This window comes from Desulfoprunum sp. (assembly GCF_053613775.1).
This window is the reverse complement of the sequence record NZ_JBSHXH010000009.1, coordinates 108,089-134,339: the sequence shown is the minus strand read 5'-3', so window position 1 is coordinate 134,339 and position 26,251 is coordinate 108,089. Positions and strand designations below refer to the sequence as shown.

Annotated in this window: 19 protein-coding genes, 1 tRNA gene and 2 pseudogenes; 13 read left to right on the top strand and 9 right to left on the bottom strand. The window is 51.1% G+C overall.

What is annotated here, in order from left to right:
* Positions 1-6 precede the first annotated feature (6 nt).
* From ACWGKN_RS18615 to ACWGKN_RS18605, 3 genes are all read left to right on the top strand, one after another.
* Positions 7-2,514 carry an ATP-binding protein gene (locus ACWGKN_RS18615; RefSeq protein ID WP_452095771.1) on the top strand — a complete coding sequence of 836 codons (2,508 nt, stop codon included), beginning with the start codon at positions 7-9 and terminating at the stop codon, positions 2,512-2,514.
* 21 nt (positions 2,515-2,535) lie between these two features.
* On the top strand, positions 2,536-3,852 hold the full coding sequence (locus ACWGKN_RS18610; RefSeq protein WP_424252704.1) for an OmpP1/FadL family transporter: 1,317 nt from the start codon (positions 2,536-2,538) through the stop codon (positions 3,850-3,852).
* A 359-nt stretch (positions 3,853-4,211) separates the two neighbouring features.
* The gene (locus tag ACWGKN_RS18605; protein WP_452095770.1) at positions 4,212-5,057 is read left to right on the top strand and encodes a class I SAM-dependent methyltransferase; all 846 of its coding nucleotides are present in this window, start codon (positions 4,212-4,214) and stop codon (positions 5,055-5,057) included.
* Between the two features lie 78 nt (positions 5,058-5,135).
* Here ACWGKN_RS18605 and ACWGKN_RS18600 read toward each other — a convergent pair.
* A pseudogene (locus ACWGKN_RS18600) lies at positions 5,136-5,327 on the bottom strand (transposase); the annotation flags it as partial.
* Between the two features lie 339 nt (positions 5,328-5,666).
* Here ACWGKN_RS18600 and ACWGKN_RS18595 point away from each other — a divergent pair.
* Positions 5,667-6,245, top strand: a pseudogene (locus ACWGKN_RS18595) (transposase); the annotation flags it as partial.
* Between the two features lie 563 nt (positions 6,246-6,808).
* Here the strand turns inward: ACWGKN_RS18595 and ACWGKN_RS18590 are convergent.
* The 5 genes from ACWGKN_RS18590 to ACWGKN_RS18570 all read right to left on the bottom strand — a co-directional run bounded on the left by ACWGKN_RS18590 (position 6,809) and on the right by ACWGKN_RS18570 (position 11,058).
* Positions 6,809-7,816 carry a hypothetical protein gene (locus ACWGKN_RS18590; protein ID WP_452095769.1) on the bottom strand — a complete coding sequence of 336 codons (1,008 nt, stop codon included), beginning with the start codon at positions 7,814-7,816 and terminating at the stop codon, positions 6,809-6,811.
* The gene (locus ACWGKN_RS18585; RefSeq protein WP_035234217.1) at positions 7,813-8,955 is read right to left on the bottom strand and encodes a tetratricopeptide repeat protein; all 1,143 of its coding nucleotides are present in this window, start codon (positions 8,953-8,955) and stop codon (positions 7,813-7,815) included. The genes ACWGKN_RS18590 and ACWGKN_RS18585 overlap by 4 nt, the downstream gene beginning before the upstream one ends.
* Positions 8,945-9,505: an RNA polymerase sigma factor gene (locus ACWGKN_RS18580; RefSeq protein WP_452095768.1), complete on the bottom strand. Its 561-nt coding sequence runs from the start codon at positions 9,503-9,505 to the stop codon at positions 8,945-8,947. Before ACWGKN_RS18580 ends, ACWGKN_RS18585 begins: the two co-directional genes overlap by 11 nt.
* A 105-nt stretch (positions 9,506-9,610) precedes the next feature.
* Positions 9,611-10,642 carry a tetratricopeptide repeat protein gene (locus ACWGKN_RS18575; RefSeq protein WP_452095767.1) on the bottom strand — a complete coding sequence of 344 codons (1,032 nt, stop codon included), beginning with the start codon at positions 10,640-10,642 and terminating at the stop codon, positions 9,611-9,613.
* A 340-nt stretch (positions 10,643-10,982) separates the two neighbouring features.
* Positions 10,983-11,058 (bottom strand) — tRNA-Ala (locus ACWGKN_RS18570).
* 254 nt (positions 11,059-11,312) lie between these two features.
* Between ACWGKN_RS18570 and ACWGKN_RS18565 the strand changes: the two genes are divergently transcribed.
* The 5 genes from ACWGKN_RS18565 to rodA all read left to right on the top strand — a co-directional run bounded on the left by ACWGKN_RS18565 (position 11,313) and on the right by rodA (position 16,929).
* The gene (locus tag ACWGKN_RS18565) at positions 11,313-12,350 is read left to right on the top strand and encodes a rod shape-determining protein (protein ID WP_035234220.1); all 1,038 of its coding nucleotides are present in this window, start codon (positions 11,313-11,315) and stop codon (positions 12,348-12,350) included.
* A 200-nt stretch (positions 12,351-12,550) separates the two neighbouring features.
* Positions 12,551-13,318, top strand: a complete 768-nt coding sequence (mreC, locus tag ACWGKN_RS18560) for a rod shape-determining protein MreC (RefSeq protein ID WP_452095766.1) — start codon at positions 12,551-12,553, stop codon at positions 13,316-13,318.
* A 6-nt stretch (positions 13,319-13,324) separates the two neighbouring features.
* The gene (locus ACWGKN_RS18555) at positions 13,325-13,849 is read left to right on the top strand and encodes a hypothetical protein (RefSeq protein ID WP_052160358.1); all 525 of its coding nucleotides are present in this window, start codon (positions 13,325-13,327) and stop codon (positions 13,847-13,849) included.
* A 25-nt stretch (positions 13,850-13,874) separates the two neighbouring features.
* Positions 13,875-15,776 carry a penicillin-binding protein 2 gene (gene mrdA, locus ACWGKN_RS18550; RefSeq protein WP_052160359.1) on the top strand — a complete coding sequence of 634 codons (1,902 nt, stop codon included), beginning with the start codon at positions 13,875-13,877 and terminating at the stop codon, positions 15,774-15,776.
* Positions 15,777-15,813: 37 nt separating this feature from the next.
* Positions 15,814-16,929, top strand: coding sequence for a rod shape-determining protein RodA (gene rodA, locus ACWGKN_RS18545; RefSeq protein WP_424255470.1), 1,116 nt, complete (start codon positions 15,814-15,816; stop codon positions 16,927-16,929).
* Between the two features lie 38 nt (positions 16,930-16,967).
* Here rodA and hemH read toward each other — a convergent pair whose 3' ends face one another.
* Complete coding sequence (gene hemH / locus ACWGKN_RS18540) at positions 16,968-17,924, bottom strand: ferrochelatase (RefSeq protein WP_452095765.1); 957 nt, start codon at positions 17,922-17,924, stop codon at positions 16,968-16,970.
* Positions 17,925-18,240: 316 nt separating this feature from the next.
* Between hemH and ACWGKN_RS18535 the strand changes: the two genes are divergently transcribed.
* The 3 genes from ACWGKN_RS18535 to ACWGKN_RS18525 all read left to right on the top strand — a co-directional run bounded on the left by ACWGKN_RS18535 (position 18,241) and on the right by ACWGKN_RS18525 (position 22,448).
* Positions 18,241-18,774, top strand: coding sequence for a cold-shock protein (locus ACWGKN_RS18535; protein ID WP_035234229.1), 534 nt, complete (start codon positions 18,241-18,243; stop codon positions 18,772-18,774).
* Positions 18,775-19,014: 240 nt separating this feature from the next.
* Positions 19,015-21,684: a DNA polymerase I gene (gene polA, locus ACWGKN_RS18530; RefSeq protein WP_035234230.1), complete on the top strand. Its 2,670-nt coding sequence runs from the start codon at positions 19,015-19,017 to the stop codon at positions 21,682-21,684.
* Between the two features lie 68 nt (positions 21,685-21,752).
* Entirely contained in the window at positions 21,753-22,448 is a 696-nt protein-coding gene (locus ACWGKN_RS18525) for an RING finger protein (protein WP_035234234.1), read from the top strand.
* A gap of 78 nt (positions 22,449-22,526) precedes the next feature.
* Here ACWGKN_RS18525 and hflC read toward each other — a convergent pair whose 3' ends face one another.
* Together hflC and hflK are read right to left on the bottom strand one after the other, a co-directional pair.
* Positions 22,527-23,465: a protease modulator HflC gene (gene hflC, locus ACWGKN_RS18520; protein WP_035234238.1), complete on the bottom strand. Its 939-nt coding sequence runs from the start codon at positions 23,463-23,465 to the stop codon at positions 22,527-22,529.
* Between the two features lie 12 nt (positions 23,466-23,477).
* Positions 23,478-24,605: an FtsH protease activity modulator HflK gene (gene hflK, locus ACWGKN_RS18515; protein WP_035234242.1), complete on the bottom strand. Its 1,128-nt coding sequence runs from the start codon at positions 24,603-24,605 to the stop codon at positions 23,478-23,480.
* A gap of 312 nt (positions 24,606-24,917) precedes the next feature.
* On the opposite strand from hflK, the gene ACWGKN_RS18510 reads away from it, so the two are divergent.
* Complete coding sequence (locus ACWGKN_RS18510; RefSeq protein WP_424255464.1) at positions 24,918-26,207, top strand: hemolysin family protein; 1,290 nt, start codon at positions 24,918-24,920, stop codon at positions 26,205-26,207.
* Positions 26,208-26,251 lie beyond the last annotated feature (44 nt).

Genomic DNA, 26,251 nt, shown 5'->3' with positions numbered 1-26,251 from the left:
CATATAATGATAAAAGAATACGATGAAAACAGACCCCTGTATGGTAGCAGGGGGATAGATCTGTATTTAAAGCTTATCAAACAGAGGTACAGCTATATTAATATAGATGAACTTTTGGATTATGCTGAGATGGAGCTTTACCAAATCGAAGATAAAGGGCATTTTTTCAGCCAAAGACAGATAAATCGTTTTTATGAAAAACTCGTCGAACTTACTGGCAATAGGAAAATTGCTCGCGAGGCTGGTCGTTTCGCTTCATCTCCGGAAGCAGAAAATACAATTCGAAGATCTCTTCTTGCTCTAATAACACCTGTTAAATATTATGAATTACTGAGTAAATATGCTCCATTAATAACAAAATCCTCAAAATGTCAAGCAAATATTTTGAGTTCAAATAAAGTTGAAATAATTATTACGCCATATCCTGGAACCAAAGAAGAACCATTTCAATGTGAAAACAGAATTGGTTATTTTGAAGCGATGTCCACTTATTATAAACTTAAACCCTCTGAAATAGCCCATCCGGAGTGTCTCTTTAAAGGTGGAAAAGAATGTCGTTATATTGTTACCTGGCCTAAGTCACCAGTCACCATTTTAAAAACTCTTAGGAATATAGGTGTGGCGTTGCTGTGCGCTCTTTGCGTTGTATTCCTTGGCAATATATTAGCCAATGATACTGCACGTATTCCTCTCTCGGAAGTTATTCCATTTTATGCGGGTTATATAACAATCATTCTGACGCTTAACTTATTTCTTAATAAAGTTGAAACGAAAAATCTGCTCGGAACTATCGATTCATTGAGAGATTCATCTGACGAACTCATTGAGCAAATCGATATCAATTATGAGAATTCCTTGCTTATTAATGAAATCGCTCAGACTCTAGCAACGCAATATGAGAACGAAGCGTTATTTGATGAGATTATACAATTGCTTCATAAGCGTTTAGATTATGACCGTATTCTTGTCATGTTGGCGAACCATGATAAATCCAAACTTCTCTATAAGGCTGGGTTCGGTTACCAAAAGGATAAAGAACAATTTCTGCAAAATTTATCATTTCATTTGGATAACCCTCAATCTAGGGGGATTTTCTATGTCTCTTTCAGAGACAAAAAACCATTTTTGCTGAACGACATCCAAGAAGTAAAGGATGATCTTTCAAATCGTAGCCTTGAGTTTGCCTTGAAGATTGGAGTCAAATCCATGATCTGTTGCCCTATCATATATGATGAAGAGGCGCTTGGCATACTCGCCGTTGACAACATTGTAAGCAAGCGACCCCTTGTGCAAAGAGATATGAACTTACTCATGGGAATCGCACTGCAAATTGGTTCTCGATTGAATAATATAAAGCTTGAATCGCAGATACGCCAGATCCAGAAAATGGAAGCGGTCGGCAGTCTTGCTGGTGGAGTAGCCCACGACTTCAACAACATCCTGACCACTATCCTGGGGTACAGCCAGATGATAAGTATGAAGCTTGATAGCGAGGATCCGATTTTTAAAATGGCAGAGAGCATCCATCACGCCGGTCTCAAGGCCTCCGCCCTCACCAAGCAATTACTTATCTTCAGCCGTAAACAGTTAATGGAAACGAAAGTGACAAACCTCAATATAATTGTTGAGGATATGTCCAAAATGCTCTCCAGGCTTATTGGCGAAGACATCCAGATAAAGACTTTTCTGTCGAAAAAAATAGGCAGCATCATGGCTGATGCCAGTCAGGTCGGCCAAGTACTGATGAATCTTGTTGTCAATGCCCGGGATGCCATGCCCCATGGAGGGAATCTGATTATTGAAACGAGTGATGTTTATATTGATAGTAAATATGCTCAGAAAGGTAAGTTTCTAAAAGAAGGGCATTATTCCATGCTCAGTGTTACCGATACCGGCGAGGGTATTGATCCTGATTTAAGAGATAAAATATTCGAACCTTTTTATACCACGAAAGAAGTTGGAAAAGGAACCGGATTGGGATTGGCTATTGTGTATGGCATTGTCAAACAGCATAACGGTCATATTAATCTCTATAGTGAATTAGGCCATGGAACCTGCTTTAAAATATACTTTCCGATCGTCAACGAGGAAATTGAAGCGGCAACTATAGAGGAGAGTCTGGAGTTAGCCCGTGGCAATGAAACCATTTTGATTGTCGATGATGACGATTCGATCCGCAAAATGATTGTCGATACCCTTCAGCCACTCGGTTACACGACGCTGGCAGCTTCTTGTTCCGCCGAGGCGCTTGAACTCAGCAAATTATCAAAAAATAAAATAGACATGATCTTGAGCGATGTTATCATGCCGGGTATGAACGGACCCCAGTTGATCGAGGCGATCAAACAGGATCAGCCTGATATACAAGTCATATTGATTTCCGGCTATACTGATAACGCTATAACCCATCTAGGGGCTCTTCAAAATAATTATACCTTGTTGAACAAGCCTCTGCTGCCAACCTCCCTTGCCGTTAACATAAGAAATATATTGGATAAAAGAAAATCAATCTGATAGAAAATACTACGGAAAAAAATGAAAATGGGGGCTGACATGCGTCAGAGAACGATATGTTTGACTGCTGGCACGGCGATTCTTGTTGTAACGGAGGCCGCTTTTGCATCCGGTTACCGCATACCTGAACAATCCATCAATGCAACGGCACTCGGCAGTGCGTATGTAGCCAATGCCAATTATGCCGATGCCGCCTATTACAATCCAGCAAATATGTCCTGGTTGAGCCCCGGATTGAAGATGGAGGGTGGCGTCTCCTATATTAACCTACCTAGCATATCCTATGAAGATTTCAGGAGTTCATCTTTAAGCGGTACTTCCGAAGAGGAAAATTTCCTTCTACCAAATCTCCATATTGTTTCGCCAGCTTACAACAATTTCCGCGTTGGTTTCGCTTTAGTCATTCCCGCCGGACTGTCCAAAAGGTGGGAAGATGTGTTCCCGGGTACGTTTGCCAATAAATTCGCTATGACTGTGGTAGAAGCAAACCCCACCGTAGCCTACAAGGTAAACGATATGTTTTCATTGGCACTTGGCGCCCGTGCTGTCTACAGCGATGCGACTGTCAGGAGTGCCGGCAATATAGAGGCGGTTCCTGCGGGCGGACTCGGTGGAGGGCTTCCCGCAACCCCTGAGTATACCTATATCAGCAGAGACATGGACGGCGATACCACCGAATACGGGTATAATCTTGCGATGTCCGTCAAACCCACCGACAAGTTGGCCCTGGCGGCAACCTACCGTTCGGAAATCGATCTGGACATGGAAGGTTCCGGGACCCTTTATACATCCAGCAGTTATTTTAATGGGCTTTTCCCGACCGGGTTTTACCAGGGGACTGGTTCCATATCCACTCCCCTTCCAGCAGTTCTTGCATTGGCAGTTTCTTACTCTTTCGAGAAATCCACTCTGGAGTTTGTATACGACCGGACTTTCTGGTCAGCAAATGATACTCAAGATTTTTCATATCCAGTCAGTTTGGGCCACCCGGTACTTACAGCCGCCTTTGATGATCCAATTGTCAAGGATTGGGATGACGTCGACGCCTTCAGGCTTGGATATACGTACTTGTGGGATCAACGACTGACACTGATGGGTGGTTTTGGTTTCGATGGCAATCCGGTCCCGGATGAGACGCTTTCGTTTGATCTCCCAGATTCCGATGCCTGGTTCGCGTCATTCGGTATCAGGTATAACTTGCGAGAGCAGTGGTCAATCGGGGCTGCCTATTTGCATGCTTGGAAGGAAGACAGGACTGTACGCAACAGCACCCTCAATGGAGAATTTTCGGGAGCGGCAAGTCATTGTTTGAGTCTATCGGCATCCTATAAATTTTAACTCTGATTACCTTTGAATTTCTGACTTGACCGATATATCCGGGGTAAGACATTAATTTTCTGCCTATTAATCATGGTCACATACTCCAAATAGTAACCTCAAAAGGAACACACCATTGCAAAAACCAAAATCGAGTTTCAAAAATGGTTAAGTTTGAATGAATTTATCTCGAAATATAGCAAGAAAGTACAATGCGAGAGGGAGCCCTCGATCAAAATGCGCTGTCCTCAGGGCATTCAGTGCCCGAGGCGCGGGCCTTCTGGGTATTGCTAGATACGTAATCGTAAAGTTTAAGCCGGTTACATTTTCCGGTGAAACACTCATTTTGGATAATCACCGCTTAAGGGGATAAACTGAAAATGCTGCAAAATTATTACCTCATGGAAAGCGAATGGGAATCCTATCGCCTTGATGTCAAAATTGATTCGAAATCCATCATAAGACAGGCCAAATGGGCAGGGATCAAACCCGGAATGCGGGTTGCTGATTTGGGTTGCGGACCTGGAAAAATCACTTCTCTACTGCATGACCTTGTCCAACCTGGGGGAACTGTTATCGGAGTTGATGGATCAGTTGAACGACTTGAATATGCAAAAAAAAAATATGGAAGAAAGGGAATCGATTTTGTTCACGGAAACTTGACACAACCGCTTGAATATCTAGACGAGTTTGACTTTATATGGGTTCGCTTTGTTCTTGAATACTATCAATCTAAAAGTTTTGCGATGGTTGAAAATTTTTCCAAGTGTTTGAAGCCAGGAGGTATCATTTGTCTTCTAGATTTAGATAATAATCCTTTTAATTACTTCGGAATACCTGCAAAACTGGAACATACTTTTAAGCTGTTGATGAAGGATCTGGAAGAGAAAACCGATTTTGATCCTTATATAGGAAGAAAACTCTACTCCTTCGTCTATGATCTTGGATTAGAGAATATCGATGTAAGAGTAGAAAATCATCGAGTTACTTTCGGGAATGCTGACGATTTTGAAATTTTCAATATGTTAAAAAAAATTGAAATTGTTCCCGAAAAAATAAATTTTAAATTCGAAGAATATCAGGGTGGATATGCCGAATTTTATCAGGATACTCTGGCATTTATATCTGATCCGAGGAGATTCTCCTATACGCCGCTCATACTGTGCAGGGGCGAAAAAAAACAATCGAGGAATGTTCGTTGTTGTGAAAAAAATATGATGCTATAAATGTAACGCAGCCTTCTTGATTGGAACATGGGTAGAGCATGCACTGAGTAAACGTAATGGGATTTTCGCTTCCTATAACTTTCTGTTGAAACGAAAGCAAAATTCATCAAGATACCCCTGAAGGTAACAGGAAGAAATACCATGGAAAGTGCCGTTGATGAATTTTTTCATATTGCCGATCATAATGTGAACCAGTGACTGCCACAAGTTAGCCTTTTCAGGAGGCGTTATTTGCTTTTGATGCACATGCTGTTGGCTGGCAATGTTCAACGCTAGGAACGCTCAGTCTTGACAGTCTGACCAATGCCAAGGTTCCAGATAAAAAAGCTATATATTCTTTTTGGATATACTGTCTATAACTTGCATGGCAACAAACCCGACCCTTTTTCACTGGTTCTGCGCCGGGCCAAACACAGAAACCTTGAAATTATGAATGCCAAAAAGGCTGAGGATAGGGAAAAGCCATACAAGGATCTCATCGAAGTCACCGAAAAGACAATTGGTTATGGCGAGAAGGGATTGAGGGCATTGAATTGTTATGTCGCCGCAAGCTTGAAAGAACAGGCGTTGATATCAGATATTACGCAACAACTGCAACATCATATGCCCCTTGTTCGCCAGGTTGTGTGTCAAACCCGGCGTAGGGTACTTGCGGGCGAGTCGGTCCCCGCCCAGGAAAAGATTGTCTCGATATTCGAAGAACATACCGATATTATACGAAAAGACCGCCGTGACACCTATTATGGTCACAAGATCTGTGTTACGGGCGGCTCTTCGAATCTGATTCTTGATTGTGTGGTTCTTGAAGGCAACCCGGCCGATTCGGAATTAACAGAGATGATGCTGGACAGGCAAGAGGCCATTTATGGTCGCTACCCCTTGAAGGCGGCGTTTGATGGTGGGTTCGCCTCTCATACAAACCTGGAAAAAGCAAAATCCAACGGTGTTAAGGATGTTTGTTTCTCCAAAGGGCGTGGTCTTGAAGAAGAGGATATGTGTCGCAGCAGGCAAGTGTATAAAGGTTTGCGGAAATTTCGAGCGGGGATTGAGTCGGGAATATCCTGGTTGAAGCGCAGCCTCGGCTTGGACAGATGCACCTGGAAAGGTTTCAGGTCTTTCAAGAGCTATGTCCGGGCCTCGATCGTTTCGGCAAATTTATTGACATTGGCCCGCAAACAATTGGCCTGAAGACGCAGGCGCACTGTCCGATCTCGACTTGTTTGGGAGAAGTGCGTCTTGAGCAGGCCATTGGGGCCGACAAATATGCGCCCGACAACAGGGAAAAACTATCGGCATAGTCGATGGTGAATTGATGCGCATATAGTAAGTCAGGGTGTGGCGACGCTTACTCGAAATTCACGATTTATGGACAGACACTATCTAAACGGTACTTGAACAAACCACTTGATAATTCGGTCGCCTTTGAAACTTTCAGGGATATTATTTATGGACCATCCGGAACTGATTATCAATCCATTTCATTGACATCCTGAGTTTGAGCAAAATATGACGATGGAGTAAAGATAAGAAACTAAAAAAATACAAATTAGAGGCAATTTCTCTTGCAATCTTCGAGAACTCAGGGCGAAGATAACCGCTATGCTTCGGGACCAAATGAACTGGCGGGAGGTTGGAAGGAGATCAATCCCGGGCAGAGAATCTCCCCGGGATTGATGAAAAGTAGCGGAAGATGGTTATAAGCCGCTAAAAATGCATAGTAATATAATCAGGATTTGCGAGAGGTTCGGATTTTATTTTTTCCCTCCGCCGTTGCCGTTGCCATTGCCGCCACCGTTGCCGTTGCCATTGCCGCCACCGTTGCCCCCGCTATTATCGCCGCTGTTGCCGTTGCCATTCCCGCTGCCATTGCCGCTGCTATTACCACCGCCATTGCCACCGCTATTACCACCGCCATTGCCACCGCTGTTGCCATTATCGTTGCTGTTTCCCTTGTCATTGCCACCACCTTTATCGCTATTGCCGTTATTGCCGCTGGTGTCTGATGTCTCGGATTTTCCCTTGTCGGTATCATTCTGTGAATTAAAGCTGCTGTTTTTACCTGTGGCGGAGTCGGGTGACTCTACCAAGCCTGTACCCGGTTCATGGATCTGTGATCTGACTCCCTTGCCCTGGCCTTTAGTGATACCGGCTCGGTTGTTCTTGGTAGTGGACTCAGTCAGTTCCTCGACTTCAATTCCTTCAAGCTCGGTCCTGGTTACTTCTGTTTCGGTATATTGGTTTCGGGCATTTTTGCTGTGGCCGAGTCCGAGAACCGAAGGATGGACGCCGAGTTGATGGGCGATATCTCCCCAACCCATACCGCGACTGCGCATGGATTGGATGTCCGCCGCAGTGGTACCGGTCACCTCTGCTACAAGATCGGAATAGGAGAGCTCAGCCTGGGTTAATTGCTGCTGAGCCTCGGTAAGGGCCGATGTCGCTGCAGCTATTTCTTCTTCATTCGCATCTGGATCGTCGATGATTGACTGCAGCCCATCAACCTTTTCCTGGGCATCGTTCACTGCCAGCTGGGCATCCGAAACTCCAGGGTAATCCGTGGCGTACTGTTCGGTGTACTGTTCGGCTAACTGGGCTGCATGGGCTGCCTGGGCCGGGTTTGCGTAGTAGCTTTCTACGGTTTGATCGTCGACTTCGTCGACTGCCAGTGCCGGCAACACTCCGGCGGTCAGGCCAAAGATCATACCTGAGAGCATAATCGTCCGAATTGCCGAAATTTTATACAATTTGAGTGTGTTCATATGTTGCTCCTTTGCTGTGCCGATGGTTGCGTAAAGAGAAAGAGCCCTTTTTCCAATTCATGTTTCTCTCCTCCTGCAGTTTGGATCGGGGCTGGTTCGTCAAACCAACTGGTCCGGATCGGCAGCTCCCGATTTTTTCCAAGGATGGAGTCAATTTGCTGCTTGAGTTCTGCGGCGATGATTCTGCTTTTATCCAGGTCATTCTTGTAAAAAACGACAAGATGGAGTTCGCCTGCCGATGGTTGGCGCAGGTATGTCGCCAGTCGCTCTAATTCATGTTGGCGAGCCAGTTGTTCTGGCCCGAGCAGAACAGTCTGGTTGATTACGATTTTTCTGCCGCCTATCATGCTGGCCTGATAATCGAACACGCCGAGTCTCTGCAGATGGCCGACCGCCTGATGGGCCCATTTTCCGGACCGGAATTGATTCAGGTAGCTGATGAAGGCCTGTAGCTCTCCGGCTTTGTCGTTCAGGTGATGATAACTGGTCGCCCGGTTGTACAAGGCCGTCTGTTCCTGCGGATTGAGGCGCAGGACTTTTTCGTACTGGTGCAGAGCTCCACGGTAATTGCCGCTGTCGGCAAGATTGTGGGCGAGGTTGAGGAGGAACAGTACCGAATCGGTCTCCGGGTTGGCAGTCCCATAGGAATTCTGTTCATCCTCGGGCTGATTTTCAATGTGCCGGAAAACCGTATCAGACCATCTGTTCATCCCGGTCGATCGTTCTTCCTGTAACGAGGTTTTGTAAAAAAAATAGCGCGGAGGATAATTATTCTCGTCCTCGAACAAGCCCATGCCGCTCAATCGATTGGCATTTTCATCATCATCGATTGCAGGTGTGTTTCCAGGTATCTGCTGGACAAACGCATTGTTTTGGATTTCTCTTTCGGCGCCCACTTCCGTACCCAACCAAAAGGCGGCAACGGTCATCGCCAGAACTGCACCTGCTCTCATGGGCATTGGGGCAAGCAGCAGCATCTTGTTCCAACAGGTTCTCAGCTTTGAAGGGATGCCTCGCGGCTTGTTGCCGGTAGGAAGGCTGTCGATTATCCTTTCATGCAGTCCAAAAGGAAGATCACGCTCAGGGATATCTCGCAGCAGCATTTCGATTTTTTCAATATCGAACGTTTCATTGTTCATGATTGTTCATCTCCTGCAAAATTCCCTGCAATTGTTCCAAACCCCGTTTTATCCTCATTTTGACAGCGCTTTCGCTCATTCCAAAAATTTTCGCCACTTCTTTGATAGGCTGTTCATGCCTGTACCGCAGGAGGAGTATCTCTCGAGTTTCGGCCGAAATTAAGGTCAAGGCTCGTTCAAGCAGCGCTCCCCGTTCACGATCCTCAAAACGTATCGCTGGATTACGGTTTGTCGGGTAAGTGGCATGCAGTTCTTCAAGTGGAGGTGTTTTTGTCTGCATCCGTGTACTGGCACGACTCCAGTCGATGGCCACATTGACCGCCAACGTATAGAGCCAGGAGAAAAGACTCCGCTCAGATTGATAGCTCGATAGCCGGTTGAAGGCCTTGAAAAACACATCCTGGGTAAGATCGGCAGCATCAAGTTCATGACGGGTATACCGAAACATGAGATTGTAAACAGGATTTTGATACCTGGTTACGATTTCCGCGTATCGCTGTGTTCTCCCGGCCAGGACTTCTTTGACAATATCTTCGTCTGTGCAATGCATCCTGCCGGGATAGTCTGTTGAGTTGAACGAATCGTGTAAGCTGTTAAACGATATACGACTGGCGGTGATGGAAGGTCACATCAGGGAAGGAAAAAACATTTGAGCTCATCTTTTTTTCTTCCCTCGGTTTTTCAATTTGGTTGATTTTACCGGAATTTGAGAGAGAAAGAAAACCGTGGAGTCTTCAATCGTGGCGCGATGACCGGAGAATGTCGGTTTTTCGGGGACATTGAACCAACTGATCCGGATGCGGCCATTGACGGCAAGGGGCGGAAATCGATCCTCGAGATAGCGTTTGATACTGATGGCTCTGCCACGTGCGAGATTCCCGGCGTTTTTCCGATAGACGATGATATCGAGCGGGCCTGATTTCATATTGACGACAACGGATCCGATCGTGTCGAGATTTGCCCGGTCGGATCGTGTCAAATCGGCGGATGAGAGGGCGGACGACATTGCCGGAAGTGTGACAATACGGTGACCGAGATGATGGTTGCGATATGAAAAATCATCAAGGTGGTTGAGATGGTCTACTGCCTTTATGGCGAGTGTTCCAGAAGGATGTGATTGAAGATAGAGCTTGAATGCCTGCCTTGCCTCGGTTTTACGATGCAGCTGTTTATATATGATGGCCCGGTTGTAGAGAGCCTGATCGTTGTCGGGCTGAATCGCCAGGGTACGCTGATAGCAGTTCAGCGAAGGCTGAAATTTTTTGGATTTGAGATAACTGTTGCCAAGATACACCAAGGCCCGGATGTGCTTCGGGTCGCGCTGTAGCACCTTTGAATAGCTGACCTGTTCTTCGGATAATTTCCCGCTTTCTCCATAGGCGACACCGAGCCACAGCAGGTAATCGATGTTGTTTCTGGTGAGTGCGCTGGCCTTCTTGAGATGGGGCAGGGCCTGGCGGGGCTTATCCAGGGCAAGAAGGATTCGCCCATAGGTGTATTGCGCGGAGGCGTTGGCTGGATTTTTCGCAACGACTTTTTTCAAGATCGCCGCTTCGCGGTGCAGATCGGCTCGTGTCAGTTGCTGCTGTTGCTGTGGCCGCGGTTGCAGGAGACTGCTGAATGGATACTTGGAGCAGCCTGTTAAAAGCATCGAAACGATAATGCAGAGAATAGCTATTCTTTTCATGGGATGGGACCTTCTTGTGATGTTGTGTGAGCGGGTGTCGATAGAATGCATTCCCCTGCGAAGTTGGTGCCTCAGGTGGAATGTCGCCGTATGCTGAAAACCTACGGATTCGTTTCAGGCTGACCGCTGATTACAAGGCGTTGTGCAGGTCATTGGTCATCGGGAGGAACTGCAGCGCTTTCGCAGTAAACGCACGGACCAGCGATCCCGCGGTTTGAGTCCAGGATTCCGATAACGGGCGCGGACGAGCGCATATGGAAGTCAAGATGTCGAAAGGCCCCGTGTCCTCTGAAAAAAATAAGGGGATTACGCAAATTTTTGCGAAATCCCCTTATTTAATTGGTGGAGCTAGTCGGGATCGAACCGACGACCTCTTGAATGCCATTCAAGCGCTCTCCCAACTGAGCTATAACCCCATTTTTCTTTTCCGAAAATGTCTGAAATTGATACCAGTGTTTCGTCGATGTGTCAATTAATTTTTCAATTTTCATGTCTTGAAAATGCATATGTGTTGCTAAGGCAGAGGAATCTTGGTATGCTCATAAATCTTGTTTAGTGTATTTTTCAGTTATTCCGTGTGACTATTTCTATTGCAGTCCGGTCTGCTCTCCTGGCCGGACAGTTACCCAATATACCACAGAAGTGTACTCTTCATCGCGAGGAAGGATATATGTTTTCACCGTTTAATTTTTTGTTTGGCTGGTTGTCCAATGACCTGGCAATCGACCTTGGCACTGCGAATACCGTCTTGTATGTCAAAGGAAAGGGGATTGTACTGAGAGAGCCTTCCGTTGTTGCCGTCAGACAGGATGGGAGAATAAACAAGGTTCTCGCCGTTGGTCATGAAGCCAAGATGATGTTGGGGAAAACCCCTGGAAACATCAGCGCCATCCGGCCGATGAAGGACGGGGTTATTGCCGACTTCGAGGTGACCGAGGCAATGTTGCGCTATTTCATTAACAAGGTGCACAACCGTCGCACTCTTGTCCACCCGCGGATAATGATTTCCGTTCCTTCAGGCATAACACAGGTTGAAAAGCGGGCTGTCCGAGAATCCGCCGAATCTGCCGGTGCGAGAGAGGTCTACCTCATTGAGGAGCCGATGGCGGCAGCGATCGGGGCCAACTTGCCGATCACCGAACCGACAGCCAACATGATAATCGATATTGGCGGCGGGACGACTGAAGTGGCTGTGATCTCCCTGGCAGGTATAGTCTATGCCAAATCGGTCAGGGTTGCAGGGGACAAGATGGACGAGGCGATTCTTCAGTATATAAAACGCAAACATAATCTGGCCATCGGCGAGCGAACGGCCGAACTGATAAAGACGACCATCGGCAATGTCATGCCGGAGGAGCCCTACGAGACGATGGATATCAAAGGGCGCGATCTGGTCTCAGGCGTTCCGAAGACCTTGACCATCAACGCCGATGAGATCCGGTCGGCGATCTCCGAGCAGATTGAAGTCATAGTCGAAGCGGTCCGTATCGCCCTGGAGGTCACTCCCCCCGAACTGGCGGCCGATATCGTTGACCAGGGAATTGTCCTCACCGGCGGCGGCGCTCTGCTGAAGAATCTTGATAAGCGTTTGAAAGAAGCGACAGGAATGCCGATCATTGTTGCCGACGATCCTCTGTCGTCAGTTGTGCTTGGTTCCGGCAAAGCCCTTGACAATCTGGATATTCTTCGCGAAGTTACCATTGATTAACCGGAATGCCTTGACTGCAGAAAATTCCGAATCAGCTTTTTTTCAATGGGTAATATTCACGGGGCTTAGCTGCTCCTGCTTTGTTGGGATCTGTGAGAAAGCGAGCTAACGGCAAAAAAGGTAATACTCGGACAGCGACTGTCAGGCTTCTTCTTCTGGGTGCGACTGCTTTGACGGTTGCCCTTCTTGTGTTCGCGTCCATGATCGGTGACAGATTCGGTGTTGTGCACCAGATGACACTCGATGTCGTCAGCCCTTTGCAAAAGGCGGTGACGAAGGCGGTTGGCGGATTTTCAGATTTTTCCCGTGATTATATTGACTTGTGGAGCGTGAGGGCGGAAAACAAACGGCTGCGTCTGCTCGTTGACAAGTATATGAATGAGCTTGGTGAATATCGAGAAGCCTACAGGACATATCTGCATCTGCAGAACCTGCTCGAGTTCAAGGAAAAACAGGAATTCAATTTGCTCTCTGCCAGGGTTATCGGCAAAGATCCAGCCTATTGGTTCCAGACAATCCTGGTGGATCGGGGAAAGGCCGATGATATTGAGCCGGGCATGGTTGTTCTGACCCCGCAGGGTGTCGTTGGCCAGGTAATTCACGTATCAGAGCATTATGCCAAGGTGCTTCTTGCCAATGCCCCAAGCAGTGCCATTGACGCGATGGTGCAGAAACGCCGGGCTCGTGGTATTCTGAAGGGAGCCGGAGAGAAAGGTTTTGTTCTCAACTATGTGCTGAAAAAAACCGATGTCGCAGAAGGAGATCATATCGTCACTGCCGGCATTGGAGGGGTATTCGCCGCCGGCATTCCCCTTGGAACAGTCTCGGCGGTGAGGGAGAAGGAACGTGGGATGTTTCTGGAGATCGAAGTGCAGCCAGCCGTCGATTTCCAGAAACTGGAATATGTATTCATCGATCCGACCGACAGGCAGAAAATCCTGCGTGAAATGAACTTGACGGTCGAATGACACGGATTGCAAGTGTTGACACTTTGTTTCTTCCTTCTCGGCGTCCTGCTCATTGTCCTGGAAACCACTCTCCTGCACTCATTTCCCTCATGGTTGGGACGTCCTGATTTTATTTATATCCTGGTCGCGTATACGTCATATCGTTTTGCCTGGATACCCGGACTTCTACTGGTTTTCTCCCTGGGCTGGATAATGGACGTGTTGAGCGGGATTGATCTCGGTATCTATCCATTGGAAGTTCTTCTTGTTTTTATCAGCTTGAAGGCCATGACCACCAATAATCCCCTGCGGGAATCGACATATCAGATTCCGCTTGTCGGGCTCAGTTATTTCATTGTTCAACTGGTTCGATATATACTGTACCTCTTCACAGAGCCTGAATTGCTGCCGGAATGGTCCTGGGGAAAATTGTTTGCCGAGACCGGCATTCTCCTGGTGGCTACGATTCCATGTTTCATCCTGCTCAATGCCCTCGGGGAATTCCTGCAGAAGCGAAAGCCACAGCCGCGGCCGCTTAAACGGAGGACGTGAGGATTGATCACCGCGTGAACCCAGAATGATATTCAAAGAGCTTTTTTCAAAGGAAGCGGATGAAATCACAGAATGTGATATCGCTTCTCTCGATAACCTGCGGCGCAGGGTAAGCGGCGCCATCGTTGTCGTGTTGATCTTTTTTTCCCTGATCGTTCTCAGACTCTGGTCGCTGCAGATCAACCATGGAGAGGAGTACAAGAACCGGGCCGATTCCAACAGGGTTCGTATTCGTCAGGTTGCCGCCCCCCGTGGCCACATTCTTGACCGCAAGGGTCGGGAGATCGTCACCAATCGGCCGTCTTTCAATGTGGTGCTGATGCGTGAGGATTCCCATGATCTCGACGAGGTCCTCAAGCGCCTGGCCCCAATTCTGAACGACGAAGTCTCGACCCTGTGGAGCAGAGTCAGGGAAGCCGAAGGGACCCCTCGTTATCTCCCGATCCGACTGAAGGAGGATATTGACTGGAAGACCTTGGCGTACCTGGAAAATCACAACAAGGAATTCTCTGGGATACGGATTGAAGTCCAACCTGTCCGGATTTTTCATTACCAGGACCTGGCTGCCAATGTTATCGGCTACCTTGGTGCGATCAGCAAGACCGAGTTGGAGAGTGCCGACCAGACGGTCTACCGCGGTGGTGATCTCATCGGTAAAATGGGTCTGGAAAAGCTCAGAGAGGCTGATCTGAGAGGAGAAAAGGGCAACAGTTATTCAGAGGTGGACGCAAGAGGGTTTGAGCGCAAACTGTTGAAGAGCTATGAGCCGTTGCCTGGGCGTGAAATCCGTTTAACAATCGATGTCGACCTGCAGCAGGCGGCCGAAAACCTGATGGAGATCGGTGAAAAATCCGGCGCCGTGGTGGCCATGGAGGTAAAGACCGGCAGGATCCTGGCTATCGCCTCGACGCCGCATATCCGCCTCAATGATTTCGTCGGCGGCATATCGCGTGACAAATGGCAGGAACTGCTTGCCAATGAGAAGCATCCCCTGATCAACAAGACGGTGCAGGCGACCTATCCTCCGGGATCGACCTACAAGATGGTCACCGCCCTGGCCGGTCTTGCAACCGGAGTGATCACGCCGGACACGCCAATTTATTGCCCCGGCCATTATTTTTTCGGTAATCGTCGTTATGGATGCTGGAAAAAAGGAGGGCATGGAACCGTCACCTTGAAACGCGCCATCGAGGAATCCTGTGACGTTTATTTTTATCAGGTCGGACAACGGGTCGGTGTTGACGGTCTGGCCGAGTACGCCGGCAAATTAGGGCTGGGGCGCAAGACCGGGATTGAACTGGAGCATGAGAAAAGCGGCCTGACCCCGACCAAAAAATGGAAAATCTCCCGTTACCAGACAAAGTGGCAGGATGGAGAAACACTGTCGACAGCCATCGGCCAGGGCTTCAATCTTGCCAGCCCGCTCCAGATCTGTCAGATGACCGCCACCGTGGCCAATGGCGGCAAGCTGTTTCGCCCTCAGTTGGTCGAGCAGGTCACCGAGCCTGACGGCAAGGTGGTCCAGACCTTCAAGCCCGAACTGCTCGAAGAGATCAGGGGGTTGGATACGTACATGGCGATCATTCGCGAGGGGTTGATCGGGGTGGTCAACGGTCCGCACGGAACCGCCCGTGGTGCGAAGATCGACGGGATTACGGTTGCCGGGAAGACAGGTACGGCCCAGGTTGTCAAGGTCGCTGCCTACAGACATCTGAAAGAGGCTGACATTCCCTATAAATTCCGTGATCATGCCTGGTTTACCAGCTTTGCCCCGGCAGAGGACCCCGAGATCGCGGTAACCGTTCTCGTCGAACATGGCTTGCACGGAGGTTCAGGGGCGGCGCCGATCGCGACGGCTGTTATGAAGGAGTACTTCAGGGATCGCCTGTCCGTACCGGATGAAGAGATCGTCAAGGAAATACGGTGATTGAGATTTGCAGGGGACTCCGAGTATGCAGAAAAAAATGAAGGATATAATCCGTATCGATAGAAGATTGCTGGCAAATTTTGATTTTGTCCTGCTGATCCTGCTTCTGGTTGTCTGCGCCGCGGCACTGAGCAATCTCTACAGCGCCTCCTACCCCCCCAAATCGCTGGCGACAACTCCGTATATCAAGCAGGGCATTTTTCTTCTTATCAGCTTTGCCATATTTCTGATGATTATCTGCATTGATTATCAGGAATTGCTGTTCTGGAATTATCCCATGTATGTTCTGATCCTCCTCCTCCTCGTCTTTGCATTTTTTGTCGGGTACGAAGCCAACGGCTCTCAGCGGTGGATCAACCTTGGCTTCTTCAAACTCCAGCCATCGGAACCGGCAAAAATGATTATGGTTATCACCCTGGCGAGTTATTACGCCAGAAAAGAGGTGGTTGACGGATATTCTCTCAAGCAGTTGATTGTCCCGATTGTCCTCACCGGAATCCCGTTTCTTCTCATCCTGCTTCAGCCCGATCTGGGCACGGCGATGATGCTGGCCATTATCGCCGTCTCGATGACGGTTTTCGTCCGTCTCAAATTATCGACCTACATGATTCTCGGTACAACAGCCATCACTTTTATTGTCTTTGCCTGGGAAAAGGTTCTCAAACCCTATCAGAAGCTGAGGATACAGACGTTTCTTCATCCGGAGGACGATCCGATGGGGAACGGCTACCAGATCCTGCAGTCCAAGATCGCAGTGGGGAGCGGCGGCAAGTTCGGCAAGGGATATCTTGAAGGGACGCAGGGGCATCTTCACTTCCTCCCGGAACGACATACAGACTTTGCCTTTGCGGTGTGGGGGGAAGAGTGGGGCTTCGTCGGCAGCCTGATCTTTCTTGGGGTCTACTTTTTCCTGCTGATATGGGGATTGTACATCGCGATGAACGCGAGGGATCGTTTCGGGGTGCTGCTGGCCTTTGGCGTGGTCATATTGATATTCTGGCAGGCGGTCATCAACATTTTGATGATCCTGGGCTTTCTGCCGGTCGTCGGGATCCCGCTGCCGCTTGTTTCCTATGGTGGTTCGTCCCTGCTGACGACGATGATCGGCTTCGCGATCCTGATGAACATCCGTATGCGGCGATTCCAGATCTGACGAAGAATTGGTGTCGATCTTCCGGTTCGGTCAGTCGCTTATTGCCGGCTTCTCTGCAAGACGAGATCTTTCAGGCAGGCGATGAGAGACGGGTGGGAGTTCAGCGCGGGGCTCGACCGCAGCCGTATACCGAGTTTTTCCGCCTGGCTTTTATACAGGATATCGATTTCGTAGAGGGTTTCGATATGGTCGGAAACGAAGCTTATCGGAACCATGAGGATGTTCTTCACTCCTTCCCGGGCCAGTGTCTCGATCATCTCCGGAGTTGATGGCGACAGCCATTCGACCGGGCCGCTTCGACTCTGGTAGCAGAGGCGGCCCGTCCGTCCGGTCCGTTTCTCGATGATCCGCAGCGTCCTGAGAATGTGATCGACATAGGGGTCTCCTTCCCGGATGAAGGAAACCGGGAGGCTGTGGGCGCTGTAGACGATCTGAACGTCCTGGCTGTCGAAGCGGTTCAGCCCCTGATTGATGGCGTCGATCAGGGCGTCGATATACAGCGGATGATCAGACCAGGACTCGATGGTATCGCATGGCATGCCCGGACACAGGCGGTCCATCTCCGTCTTCAAATCCATAACCGAGGATCCGGTGGTCGCTCGGGAGTAATGGGGGTACAGGGTCAGGGCGATGATTCTCTCGATATCCCGGCTCAGCAGTGACAGGATGGCTTCAGCGGCACGCGGTTGCCAGTAGCGCATCGCTATCGCTACAGTATAGGCGCCTTCGTCCCGCAGGCTGTCCTGCAGACACTGGGCCTGGTGCATGGTAAGCCGTTTCAGCGGCGACCCTCCACCGATACTGGCGTAGGCCTGACGGCTCTTGCCGGCCCTTTTTCGAGCGATATACCATGCGAGCGGCTTCTGTAGCCAGGGCGGCCCCAACCGGATGATCTCGCGATCGGAGAAGAGGTTGTACAGAAATGGTGCCACATCCGCCTGATTATCCGGCCCTCCCATATTGAGAAGGAGGACTCCGATCAGTTGTTTTTCCATTATCTCGCCATGTTCACTGAATTTTCGAACCAATCTGCACAATTGTACTGGATGTATCTGGCAATAGCCATGTTCTCCAGATTTATTTTCAATATTTACCGGTATTGGACGATGGGTTGGGAGAAAGAGGTGCGGCTCACTTGATTATCGGATGGGGGGGGATATAATGAAGGTAAAGGCGGATCATTGTGGGCATGCAAGTGCTCCACCTTCTCCTGCTCCACCAAAGCGGAGATGGTTCTGCCGGGAAGGTGCCTGCGGGCACGGATGTGACGGTGGTCTACGCCATCGTCGGAGCTTTTGACGGAGGAACTTTATGGAACTGAAGATCGAGGCCCGGAATGTGGAGTTGCGAAAAAGCTGGCAGGACAAGATTGAAGAAGAAAAGGAGAAGATTGTCCGGCTGTATGCGAATTATGTCCTTCATCTTCGCGCCAGCATTGAGGCTACAACGCATCACAAGGAAGGAGGGTTTGAGATCAAATTGATCGCAACGGTGCCGAATGATACAGTCGTCGTGGTCCGGCGAGGGGAGGGGGTACGGCCCCTGCTGGTTGAGGCCTTCGATGTGCTGACCGGCAATCTGAAGGAGATCCTGCGGAAAAAGCGAAAGACCGTCAAACAGAGTGAGGCCGAACTCGAAGGAGAGAAGGTCGGCATCATCAGGAAGCTTTCACCCCATGAATCCTATGGCTTCATCATTGCAAACGATGAACGCGAGATATATTTCCATGAGAACGCCTTGAAAAATATTGCAATGGAGGCACTGTCCGAAGGAGACAGCGTCCTCTTCGGTGAGACCATCGGCGACAAAGGGCCTCAGGCGTCATGGGTGCGTCCGAGCCGATAATGACATAAGTAGCATGTAAGAGTGATAATTATTCTGCGGCCGCAGGCATTCAGCCTGCGGTCGTTGTTTTTTATGCTTCTGCCTCTGCAGGATGATTCTGCACCACTCCTGATTTTTCCGTTCGTGAGATTTCTGCGCAACCACCAGGGGGATGAAATCCGGTGCGCGGGCAGGTGGGATGCAGTATAGATAGAGCGTTGCCGCGGACTGAAAACGTTTATTCAACCGGAGATCTTTACTGTGCAGGAAGAAATTTTTCTTATCGATGGCAGCGCTTACATCTATCGTGCCTATCATGCCCTTAGCCCTCTTTCCACCAGCAGGGGCCTGGCAACCCATGCCATCTACGGTTTTATCAGTATTCTCCGTCGCCTGTTCAAAGAAAGGAATCCCCGCTATGTTGCGGTGGCCTTTGATAGCCGGGGACCGGTTTTCAGGCATGAGATCTACGGCGACTACAAGGCCAATCGTCCGCCGATGCCGGCCGACCTTGCCGAGCAGATTCCCTATATCAGAAAATATGTGGCTGCCTCCAACATCCCGGTTCTCGAACAGGTCGGGGTCGAGGCGGATGATCTGATCGCATCGGCGGTGCGATGTCTGACCCGGGAGGGACATCGGGTGGTCATCGTTTCCGGTGACAAGGATCTGCTGCAGCTTGTCGATGAGCGGGTGACCATGTGGGACCCGATGAAGGACAAGGTGATGGATTCCGCCGAGGTGGAGAAAAAATACAATGTTGCCCCGGCACAGCTCCTCGACTGCTTCGCCCTGATCGGCGACAGTGCCGACAATATACCCGGCGTCCCCGGCATCGGCCCGAAGACTGCCGAAAAATTGATCAATCAATTTGGTACGCTGGAAAAGATCTACGACGGGATCGGTTCGCTGAACCAACCGAAGCTGGTCGATAAGCTGGTACATGGGCGGGAGTCGGCATTTCTCGCCCGCAACCTCATCCGCCTCAAATCCGATGTCGCCGTGCCTGAACAGCTCACCGCCTATACCTTCGCTGATCCCGACGCGGAACAGATCCGGGATCTGTATTCGGAACTGGAATTCACCAGCCTGCTGAAGGAGATCCAGTCATTCTCGGCGGTGCCGCGTCAAGGATTCATCTGCGTCCGCGACGGCAACGACCTGAAGCAGCTGGTTGAGGCCTTGAGGTCCGCAACCATCCTCTGTGTCGACAGCGAAACCACCTCCCTCGATGCCCGAACCGCCAGACTGGTGGGGATCTCCCTGTGCGTCGATCTCGATCGGAGCTGGTACATCCCGGTCGGACATCGGGATGCCGATGGCAGGCTGTGCAGTGGCCAGCTGGAACTGGCGACGGTCGTCCAGGCCTTGCGACCGTTTCTCGAGTCTCCCACGCTGCCCAAACTCGGGCACAACCTGAAATACGATTATACCGTCCTGCTCCAGAATGGCGGCCTGGCCTTGAATGGCCCTCTGTACGACTCCCTTATCGCCGCCTATCTGATCGAGGAAACCGGACGGTCGTTCAAACTCGACGATCTTATGCGTGAACGGGGAATCCGGATGACCTCGTTCGAGAGGGTGACCGGTGGCGATAAGCGGCCGGATTGCTTTGCCTATGTCGACATCCAGGCCGCCTGTGACTACAGCTGTGAGGATGTCTATGCCGCCCTGCTGCTGTGGCGCCAGTATGAACCGCTCCTGCAGGAGATGGGAATGGGGCGACTTTTCTACGAAGTCGAGATGCCCCTGGTGCCGATCCTTGCAAAGATGGAAATAATCGGCATCACAATCAATCCCGATGTTCTGGCGAGACTCTCGGCCGAATTCTCGGCCAAGCTGGTGGTCCTCGAGCAGGAGATCTATGCCATGGCCGGCCGGGAATTCAACATCAACTCGCCGCGGCAGCTGGGCCAGATCCTCTTTGACGAGCTGCACCTCCCGTATGGACGGAAGACCAAGACCGGTTACTCGACCGATGTCAAGGTCCTCGAAAAACTGGCGTTCCGCCACGATCTCCCGGCCCGTATCCTCGATTACCGCACCTTGGCCAAACTCCAGTCGACGTATGTCGAACGATTGGCACTGCTGCAGGACCCGGAGACCGGGCGGGTTCATACCTCCTTCAATCAGGCGGTCACCGCCACCGGGCGGCTGTCGAGCAGCAATCCCAACCTGCAGAACATTCCGATCCGGTCCGAGGAGGGCAACCGTATCCGCCAGGCCTTTGTGCCGGCGCAAGGCATGGTGTTTCTTTCGGCCGACTATTCGCAGATCGATCTCCGGGTTCTGGCCCATTATTCGCAGGACAAGGCGCTGATCGGGGCCTTCCGGGCCGGTGAGGACATTCACGCCCGCACCGCCGCCGAGATTTTCGGGGTGTCGCCGTTGCTGATAACGGCGGAAATGCGTCGGGTGGCGAAGAGCATCAATTTCGGTATCGTCTACGGCATGAGCAGTTTCGGTCTGTCGGAACAACTCAACATCGGTCGCAAGGAGGCCCAGACCTTTATCGATAGATATTTTCGTCTTTATGAGGGGGTCAGGCGATTCATGGGCGATGTGGTGGCCCAGGCCCGCAAGGACGGGTATGTCACCACCCTGTTGGGGCGGCGCCGCAACCTGCCGGATATTGGCAGCAGCAATCGGGTGAAGCGGGAATTTGCGGAAAGGACCGCTATCAACACCCCGATCCAGGGAACGGCGGCGGATATCATCAAACTGGCAATGGTGGCCGTCGACCAGGTCCTCAGCAAGAATGGACTCCCGGCGCGATTGCTGCTGCAGGTCCACGACGAGTTGGTGTTCGAACTGCCGCCGGCAGATCTGGATGCATGCACCGGACCGATCAAGGCGGCGATGGAAGAGGCACTGGAGATGGATGTGCCGCTGGTGGTGAACTGCGCGGTTGGACAGGATCTGGCCAAGTGACGCTGACTGGGGTGAGCCTGGTTGGTGGTGAAATTAACAAAAAAAAAATCAGGATGCAAAGTGGTGGTATGGCAGTGGTGAAGAACAGCGGTCGAGCCCGGAAATTGACGGAGGAGATCGAGATTTACGTGCGGTATGCGGTAGCGGAGGAGAGCTACGGAGAGGCGATGAAGGTGGTTGCCAGGTACAACGATGATGTCCCGGCGCTCCTTCTCCTGCGTGAGTTCTACCGTTCATTGCCCGAGGTGCGTGAGGAACCGGTGGAGAAGATGGTCGAGGTGGCCTCCCGTCAGGGCGTGAAGCTGTTGGCCGTCATCACCCACGGGTTTGAGTATCTCTATGCGATGGATGGCGATCGGGTGGTATATATCAGCGAAAACGGGCCGGACCTTGACGAGGAGTATCTGGCCTTTTTCGGTTACCCGGCGCAGGAGGATTTTCACAAGGCCTGCAATTCCTTGAGAGAGCTGATGGAGTACAGCTCGGCCGCACCGTCGGCGAAGGAGAAATGTCCGATCTGTTTCACCCTGGAAGGGGAGTACCACCAGTTCGGCTGTCCGGTGGAGGTCTGCCCCTGGTGTATGGGGCAGCTCAATCGCTGCAACTGTCGTTTTGACCAGTTGGGGGTGGAACAGATCCTGGACGACGAGCAACTGGCGAGATTCCAGCGCCTGCTGATCGCCAAGGGGCGCATCCGTTACAGCCGGGACCAGGCTCCAGCCTACCCGGGCATGAGCGAAGGGCTTGACCGAGGGATATCCTGATTCCCCAGACAACCGTTAAGCCGAACAAGAAGGAAAGGGGAAGAGGCGATCGGTTCTCCTTTTCCCCCGGTGCAGCGATTACTGCCGTTGTCCGGTGATACTCTTCAGGTACTGATACAGATCGGTGTCCGAAGAGAGGACGAGAGAGGTGTTTTTGCCGACAATATCCCGATAGCTTTCCAGTGTTTTCTGGAAGGCATAGAATTCGGGGTCCTGGGTATAGGCCTGGCCGTAGATCCTGGTCGCTTCGGCATCAGCCTTGCCGCGGATGGTGGTTGCCTCCCGGTTGGCCTCCGATATGATCTGCTTCAATTCCTTGTCTACCCGGCCGAGAATTTCGGCTTTCTGGCCTTCCCCCATCGAGCGTTTTTCCGCGGCGATACGTTTCCGCTCCGAGATCATACGGTTGAAGACCGTGAGCTGAACCGAGTCGATATAGTTGACCCGCTTGATCATGACATCGATCAGGGTAATGCCGTACTGTGGTGTGAGCTTTGCGGCCTGGTCGCGGACGGTGATGGCAATCTTGTCGCGTCCCTGCTTCGGCTTGGTGCCGATAACGTCCGTGGTCGGCGACATCGATTCCGGAGACCAGTCGGAACTACGGATAATCTCGATGAGGTCGTTCTTGTTCACCATGTCGCGCACCGTGCCGCCGATGATATCATCGAGCAGGGACTGGGCCTTGGTTTCCGTCTTCACCGCCTGCATGAACTTCAAGGCATCGGTGATCCGCCAGCGGGCGGTGACGTCGAGGAAGACGTAGGTTTTATCGTTGGTCGGGATCTGGTTGGGTTCACCATCCCAGATCAGTATTTTCTTCTCAAAGAAATTGGCGATCTGGATGAAAGGGATCTTGAAGTGGAGTCCGGCCTTGGTCACCGGCTTGCCCACCGGGGCGCCGAACTGGGTGACCACGACCTGCTTTCCTTCTTCGAGGACGTACACGCCGTCGTAGACGAGGATGATCGCGAACAGAACGATACCGGCAAGGGCTAAACGTAGTATATGTTTCATTCTGGGTTCCTTCTAATTGAGCGGCTTTTTCGCTTCCGGGGCGGCTGACCCTTTCGCGCCGGAGAGATTCAGGAGGGGGAGTGGCGATTGCTGATCCTTGTCGATGATATAGACGGAGTCGACATTGGGCAGGATCTCCTGCATGGCCTCGAGATATAACCGCTGCCTGGTGACATCGGGGGCGTTCTTGTATTCCTTGAGGATATCGGTGAATCTCTCGGTCTCGCCTTTGGCGTTGTTGACCCTGGCTGCGGCGTAGCCGTGTGCTTCCTGGATGATCTTCTTGGCGTCGCCGCTGGCCTTCGGGATGACCCGATTGTAAGTCTCCTGCGCCTCGTTGACCAGCCGTTTCATGTCCTGGTCGGCCTCGTTAACCTCATTGAACGCCGGTTTAACCGGGTCGGGAGGGTTGATGTCCTGGAACTGGACGGTTACTACGCCGACCCCGGCTTCCAGCTTGTCGAGCAGGGCCTGCAGTTCCTTCTTCACCTCCGCCGCGAGCAGTTCACGATAGCTGAGGACATAGTCGAAGTCCATATTGCCGACGATTCGCCGGGTCACGCTTTCCGAGGCGTCGCGGATCGCCTGCTGCACATTTCGAACCTGGAAGAGGAAGGTATAAGGATCGCTGACCTTGTACTGGACAATCCAGGCGACGTTGATGACATTTTTGTCGGCGGTGAGCATGAGCGATTCCACCTCATACCCGGTCCTTTCGAACGATGTCTGGCCTCCCGTCCGGGTGCGGAACCCGAATTCCTCCTTCCGGATGCTTTCCGTATCGACCTTGTACAGGGTATCGACATAGGGGACCTTGAAATGCAGGCCTGGGGCAGCGCTTCGCAGGTACTGGCCCAGTCGCAACACAACCCCGATCTCTCCCGGGGCGATTTTGAAGACCGAGAGATAGATGCCCTGCAGCACAATCAGCACCAGAATCACGGTGAAGATTTTACCTATGTTGGCGAACGGGTTGATGGGACCACTGGCGGGAGAGTTGCCGTTGCCGCCTTCCGGCGCCGGCTTTTTCGAGTCGGAGAAGAATTGCTGCAGTTTTTTGATGAGTTGTGCGACCAGTTCCTCGGGGGTCTGTGGTCTGTTTCTTCTCCCCCAGGGTGGTTGTTGATCTTGATTGGACATAAATGATTTCTCCCGATCTGAATTCGCGGCCGATGGTAAACTGGGACCGGCAAGGACCTCGTCATCGACGGCACCTTTGCTCCGGTTATTGTTCTTTGTTGGAATTGCTGGGGATCTTTAAAAGCGTTTAGAACATAAGTATTCCTCATCCGGATTGCAAATCAAATCGACATCAATAGCTTATGCTTGCATCGTCGAAAGAATTGGGATCGCAATGGCAATTGCCGGAAAACGGCTGTAGAATCGGAGGATTCGAAACGATGGTGGACCGGCCTGCACCCAACCCTGTCAAAGACCGAAGGATTGTCGATCATGGATATATTCGCGCTGTTGGTACTCATCCTGCTGAATGGGCTGTTTTCGATGTCGGAGATTGCCGTTATATCCTGTCGCAAGTTTCGCCTGCAGAAGCTGTCCAACACGGGAAATCGTCGGGCCCAGGCGGCGCTGAGCTTGAAGACTGAACCCGTCCCCTTTTTGTCCACGGTTCAGGTGGGGATCACGATGGTCGGCATTCTCAGTGGTACCATCGGCGAAACGGCGCTGGTCGATCCACTCTCGTCATGGCTCACCGGATTCCCCTCGGTACAGCCGTACGCCAGAGGCATGGCAATCTCGGTCGTCATCGTCACCTTGACCTTTTTTTCCGTCGTGGTTGGAGAACTCGTCCCCAAACAGCTGGGTCTCATGGCACCGGAGAAGATAGCCATGATCATTGCCCTGCCGATGAAGGTACTGGCCTATGTGGCCCAGCCTTTGATCTGGCTCCTCGCGGCATCGTCAAACCTGGTGCTGCGCCTTCTCAGGCAGGATAGAGGCCAGGAACCGCCGGTCACCAATGCCGAGATCCGGCTGTTGATGAAACAAGGTGCGGATGCAGGGGTTTTCCATGAGAGCGAGAAGATATTGGTGGCCAATGTCCTCCGCCTCGATGAGCAAAGTGTGAGGGCGGTGATGACGCCTCGCCAGGAGATATACCTGGTCGACCTCGACAACCCTGAAGCGGAAATACTGCAACAAATTGCCGACTGCCCCTTTGCTCAGGTGGTCGTCTGCCGCGGAGGCCTGGATCGGATTCTCGGTATCCTGCGGATCCGCGACCTTCTCAAGGCAGCACTGGGGCATGAGCGACTGGCGGTCGAACGCTGGCTGCAGCCGCCGTTGTATCTGTGGGAAGGGGTGACGACAACGCAGCTGATCGAAAATATGAGGAGGGCCAACTCGGAGTGTGCCCTGGTCGTTGATGAATACGGCGAGGTACAGGGCCTGGCGACGTTATCCGACGTCTTGGCCTCCATCGTCGGCGATCTGGCCTCATCCGATAATCCCGCTGAAATGGATTTTGTGGAACGGGAGGACGGATCATGGCTGGTCGATGGCAGTGTGCCGGTCGAACGTCTCAAACAGCAATTGCGGATTGATGATACTTTCCCGGGGGAGAAAAAGAATGCCTATATCACGACCGGCGGCCTGATCATCTACCTTCTCGGCAAAATCCCTTCGGAAGGCGATCTGGTGGAACATGGAGGTTGTCGTTTCGAAGTCGTCGATATGGATCACAATCGGGTGGACAAGGTCCTGGTCTCCCAAATAACCGGGTAGATCCTCCCTTCGGGTCGGCCACGGCGGCACGGATCTTTCGACAG

Excerpts from the sequence above, each read along its gene's own strand:
- ACWGKN_RS18610 (WP_424252704.1), top strand. The coding sequence starts at position 2,536 with ATGAAAATGGGGGCTGACATGCGTCAGAGAACGATATGTTTGACTGCT.
- ACWGKN_RS18510 (WP_424255464.1), top strand. The coding sequence starts at position 24,918 with ATGGATATATTCGCGCTGTTGGTACTCATCCTGCTGAATGGGCTGTTT.
- ACWGKN_RS18575 (WP_452095767.1), bottom strand. The coding sequence starts at position 10,642 with ATGAAAAGAATAGCTATTCTCTGCATTATCGTTTCGATGCTTTTAACA.
- rodA (WP_424255470.1), top strand. The coding sequence starts at position 15,814 with ATGAAGGATATAATCCGTATCGATAGAAGATTGCTGGCAAATTTTGAT.
- mreC (WP_452095766.1), top strand. The coding sequence starts at position 12,551 with ATGATCGGTGACAGATTCGGTGTTGTGCACCAGATGACACTCGATGTC.
- mrdA (WP_052160359.1), top strand. The coding sequence starts at position 13,875 with ATGATATTCAAAGAGCTTTTTTCAAAGGAAGCGGATGAAATCACAGAA.
- ACWGKN_RS18585 (WP_035234217.1), bottom strand. The coding sequence starts at position 8,955 with ATGAACAATGAAACGTTCGATATTGAAAAAATCGAAATGCTGCTGCGA.
- ACWGKN_RS18535 (WP_035234229.1), top strand. The coding sequence starts at position 18,241 with ATGGAACTGAAGATCGAGGCCCGGAATGTGGAGTTGCGAAAAAGCTGG.
- ACWGKN_RS18615 (WP_452095771.1), top strand. The coding sequence starts at position 7 with ATGATAAAAGAATACGATGAAAACAGACCCCTGTATGGTAGCAGGGGG.
- hemH (WP_452095765.1), bottom strand. The coding sequence starts at position 17,924 with ATGGAAAAACAACTGATCGGAGTCCTCCTTCTCAATATGGGAGGGCCG.
- ACWGKN_RS18590 (WP_452095769.1), bottom strand. The coding sequence starts at position 7,816 with ATGAACACACTCAAATTGTATAAAATTTCGGCAATTCGGACGATTATG.
- hflC (WP_035234238.1), bottom strand. The coding sequence starts at position 23,465 with ATGAAACATATACTACGTTTAGCCCTTGCCGGTATCGTTCTGTTCGCG.
- ACWGKN_RS18605 (WP_452095770.1), top strand. The coding sequence starts at position 4,212 with ATGCTGCAAAATTATTACCTCATGGAAAGCGAATGGGAATCCTATCGC.
- ACWGKN_RS18525 (WP_035234234.1), top strand. The coding sequence starts at position 21,753 with ATGGCAGTGGTGAAGAACAGCGGTCGAGCCCGGAAATTGACGGAGGAG.
- ACWGKN_RS18580 (WP_452095768.1), bottom strand. The coding sequence starts at position 9,505 with ATGCATTGCACAGACGAAGATATTGTCAAAGAAGTCCTGGCCGGGAGA.
- hflK (WP_035234242.1), bottom strand. The coding sequence starts at position 24,605 with ATGTCCAATCAAGATCAACAACCACCCTGGGGGAGAAGAAACAGACCA.
- ACWGKN_RS18565 (WP_035234220.1), top strand. The coding sequence starts at position 11,313 with ATGTTTTCACCGTTTAATTTTTTGTTTGGCTGGTTGTCCAATGACCTG.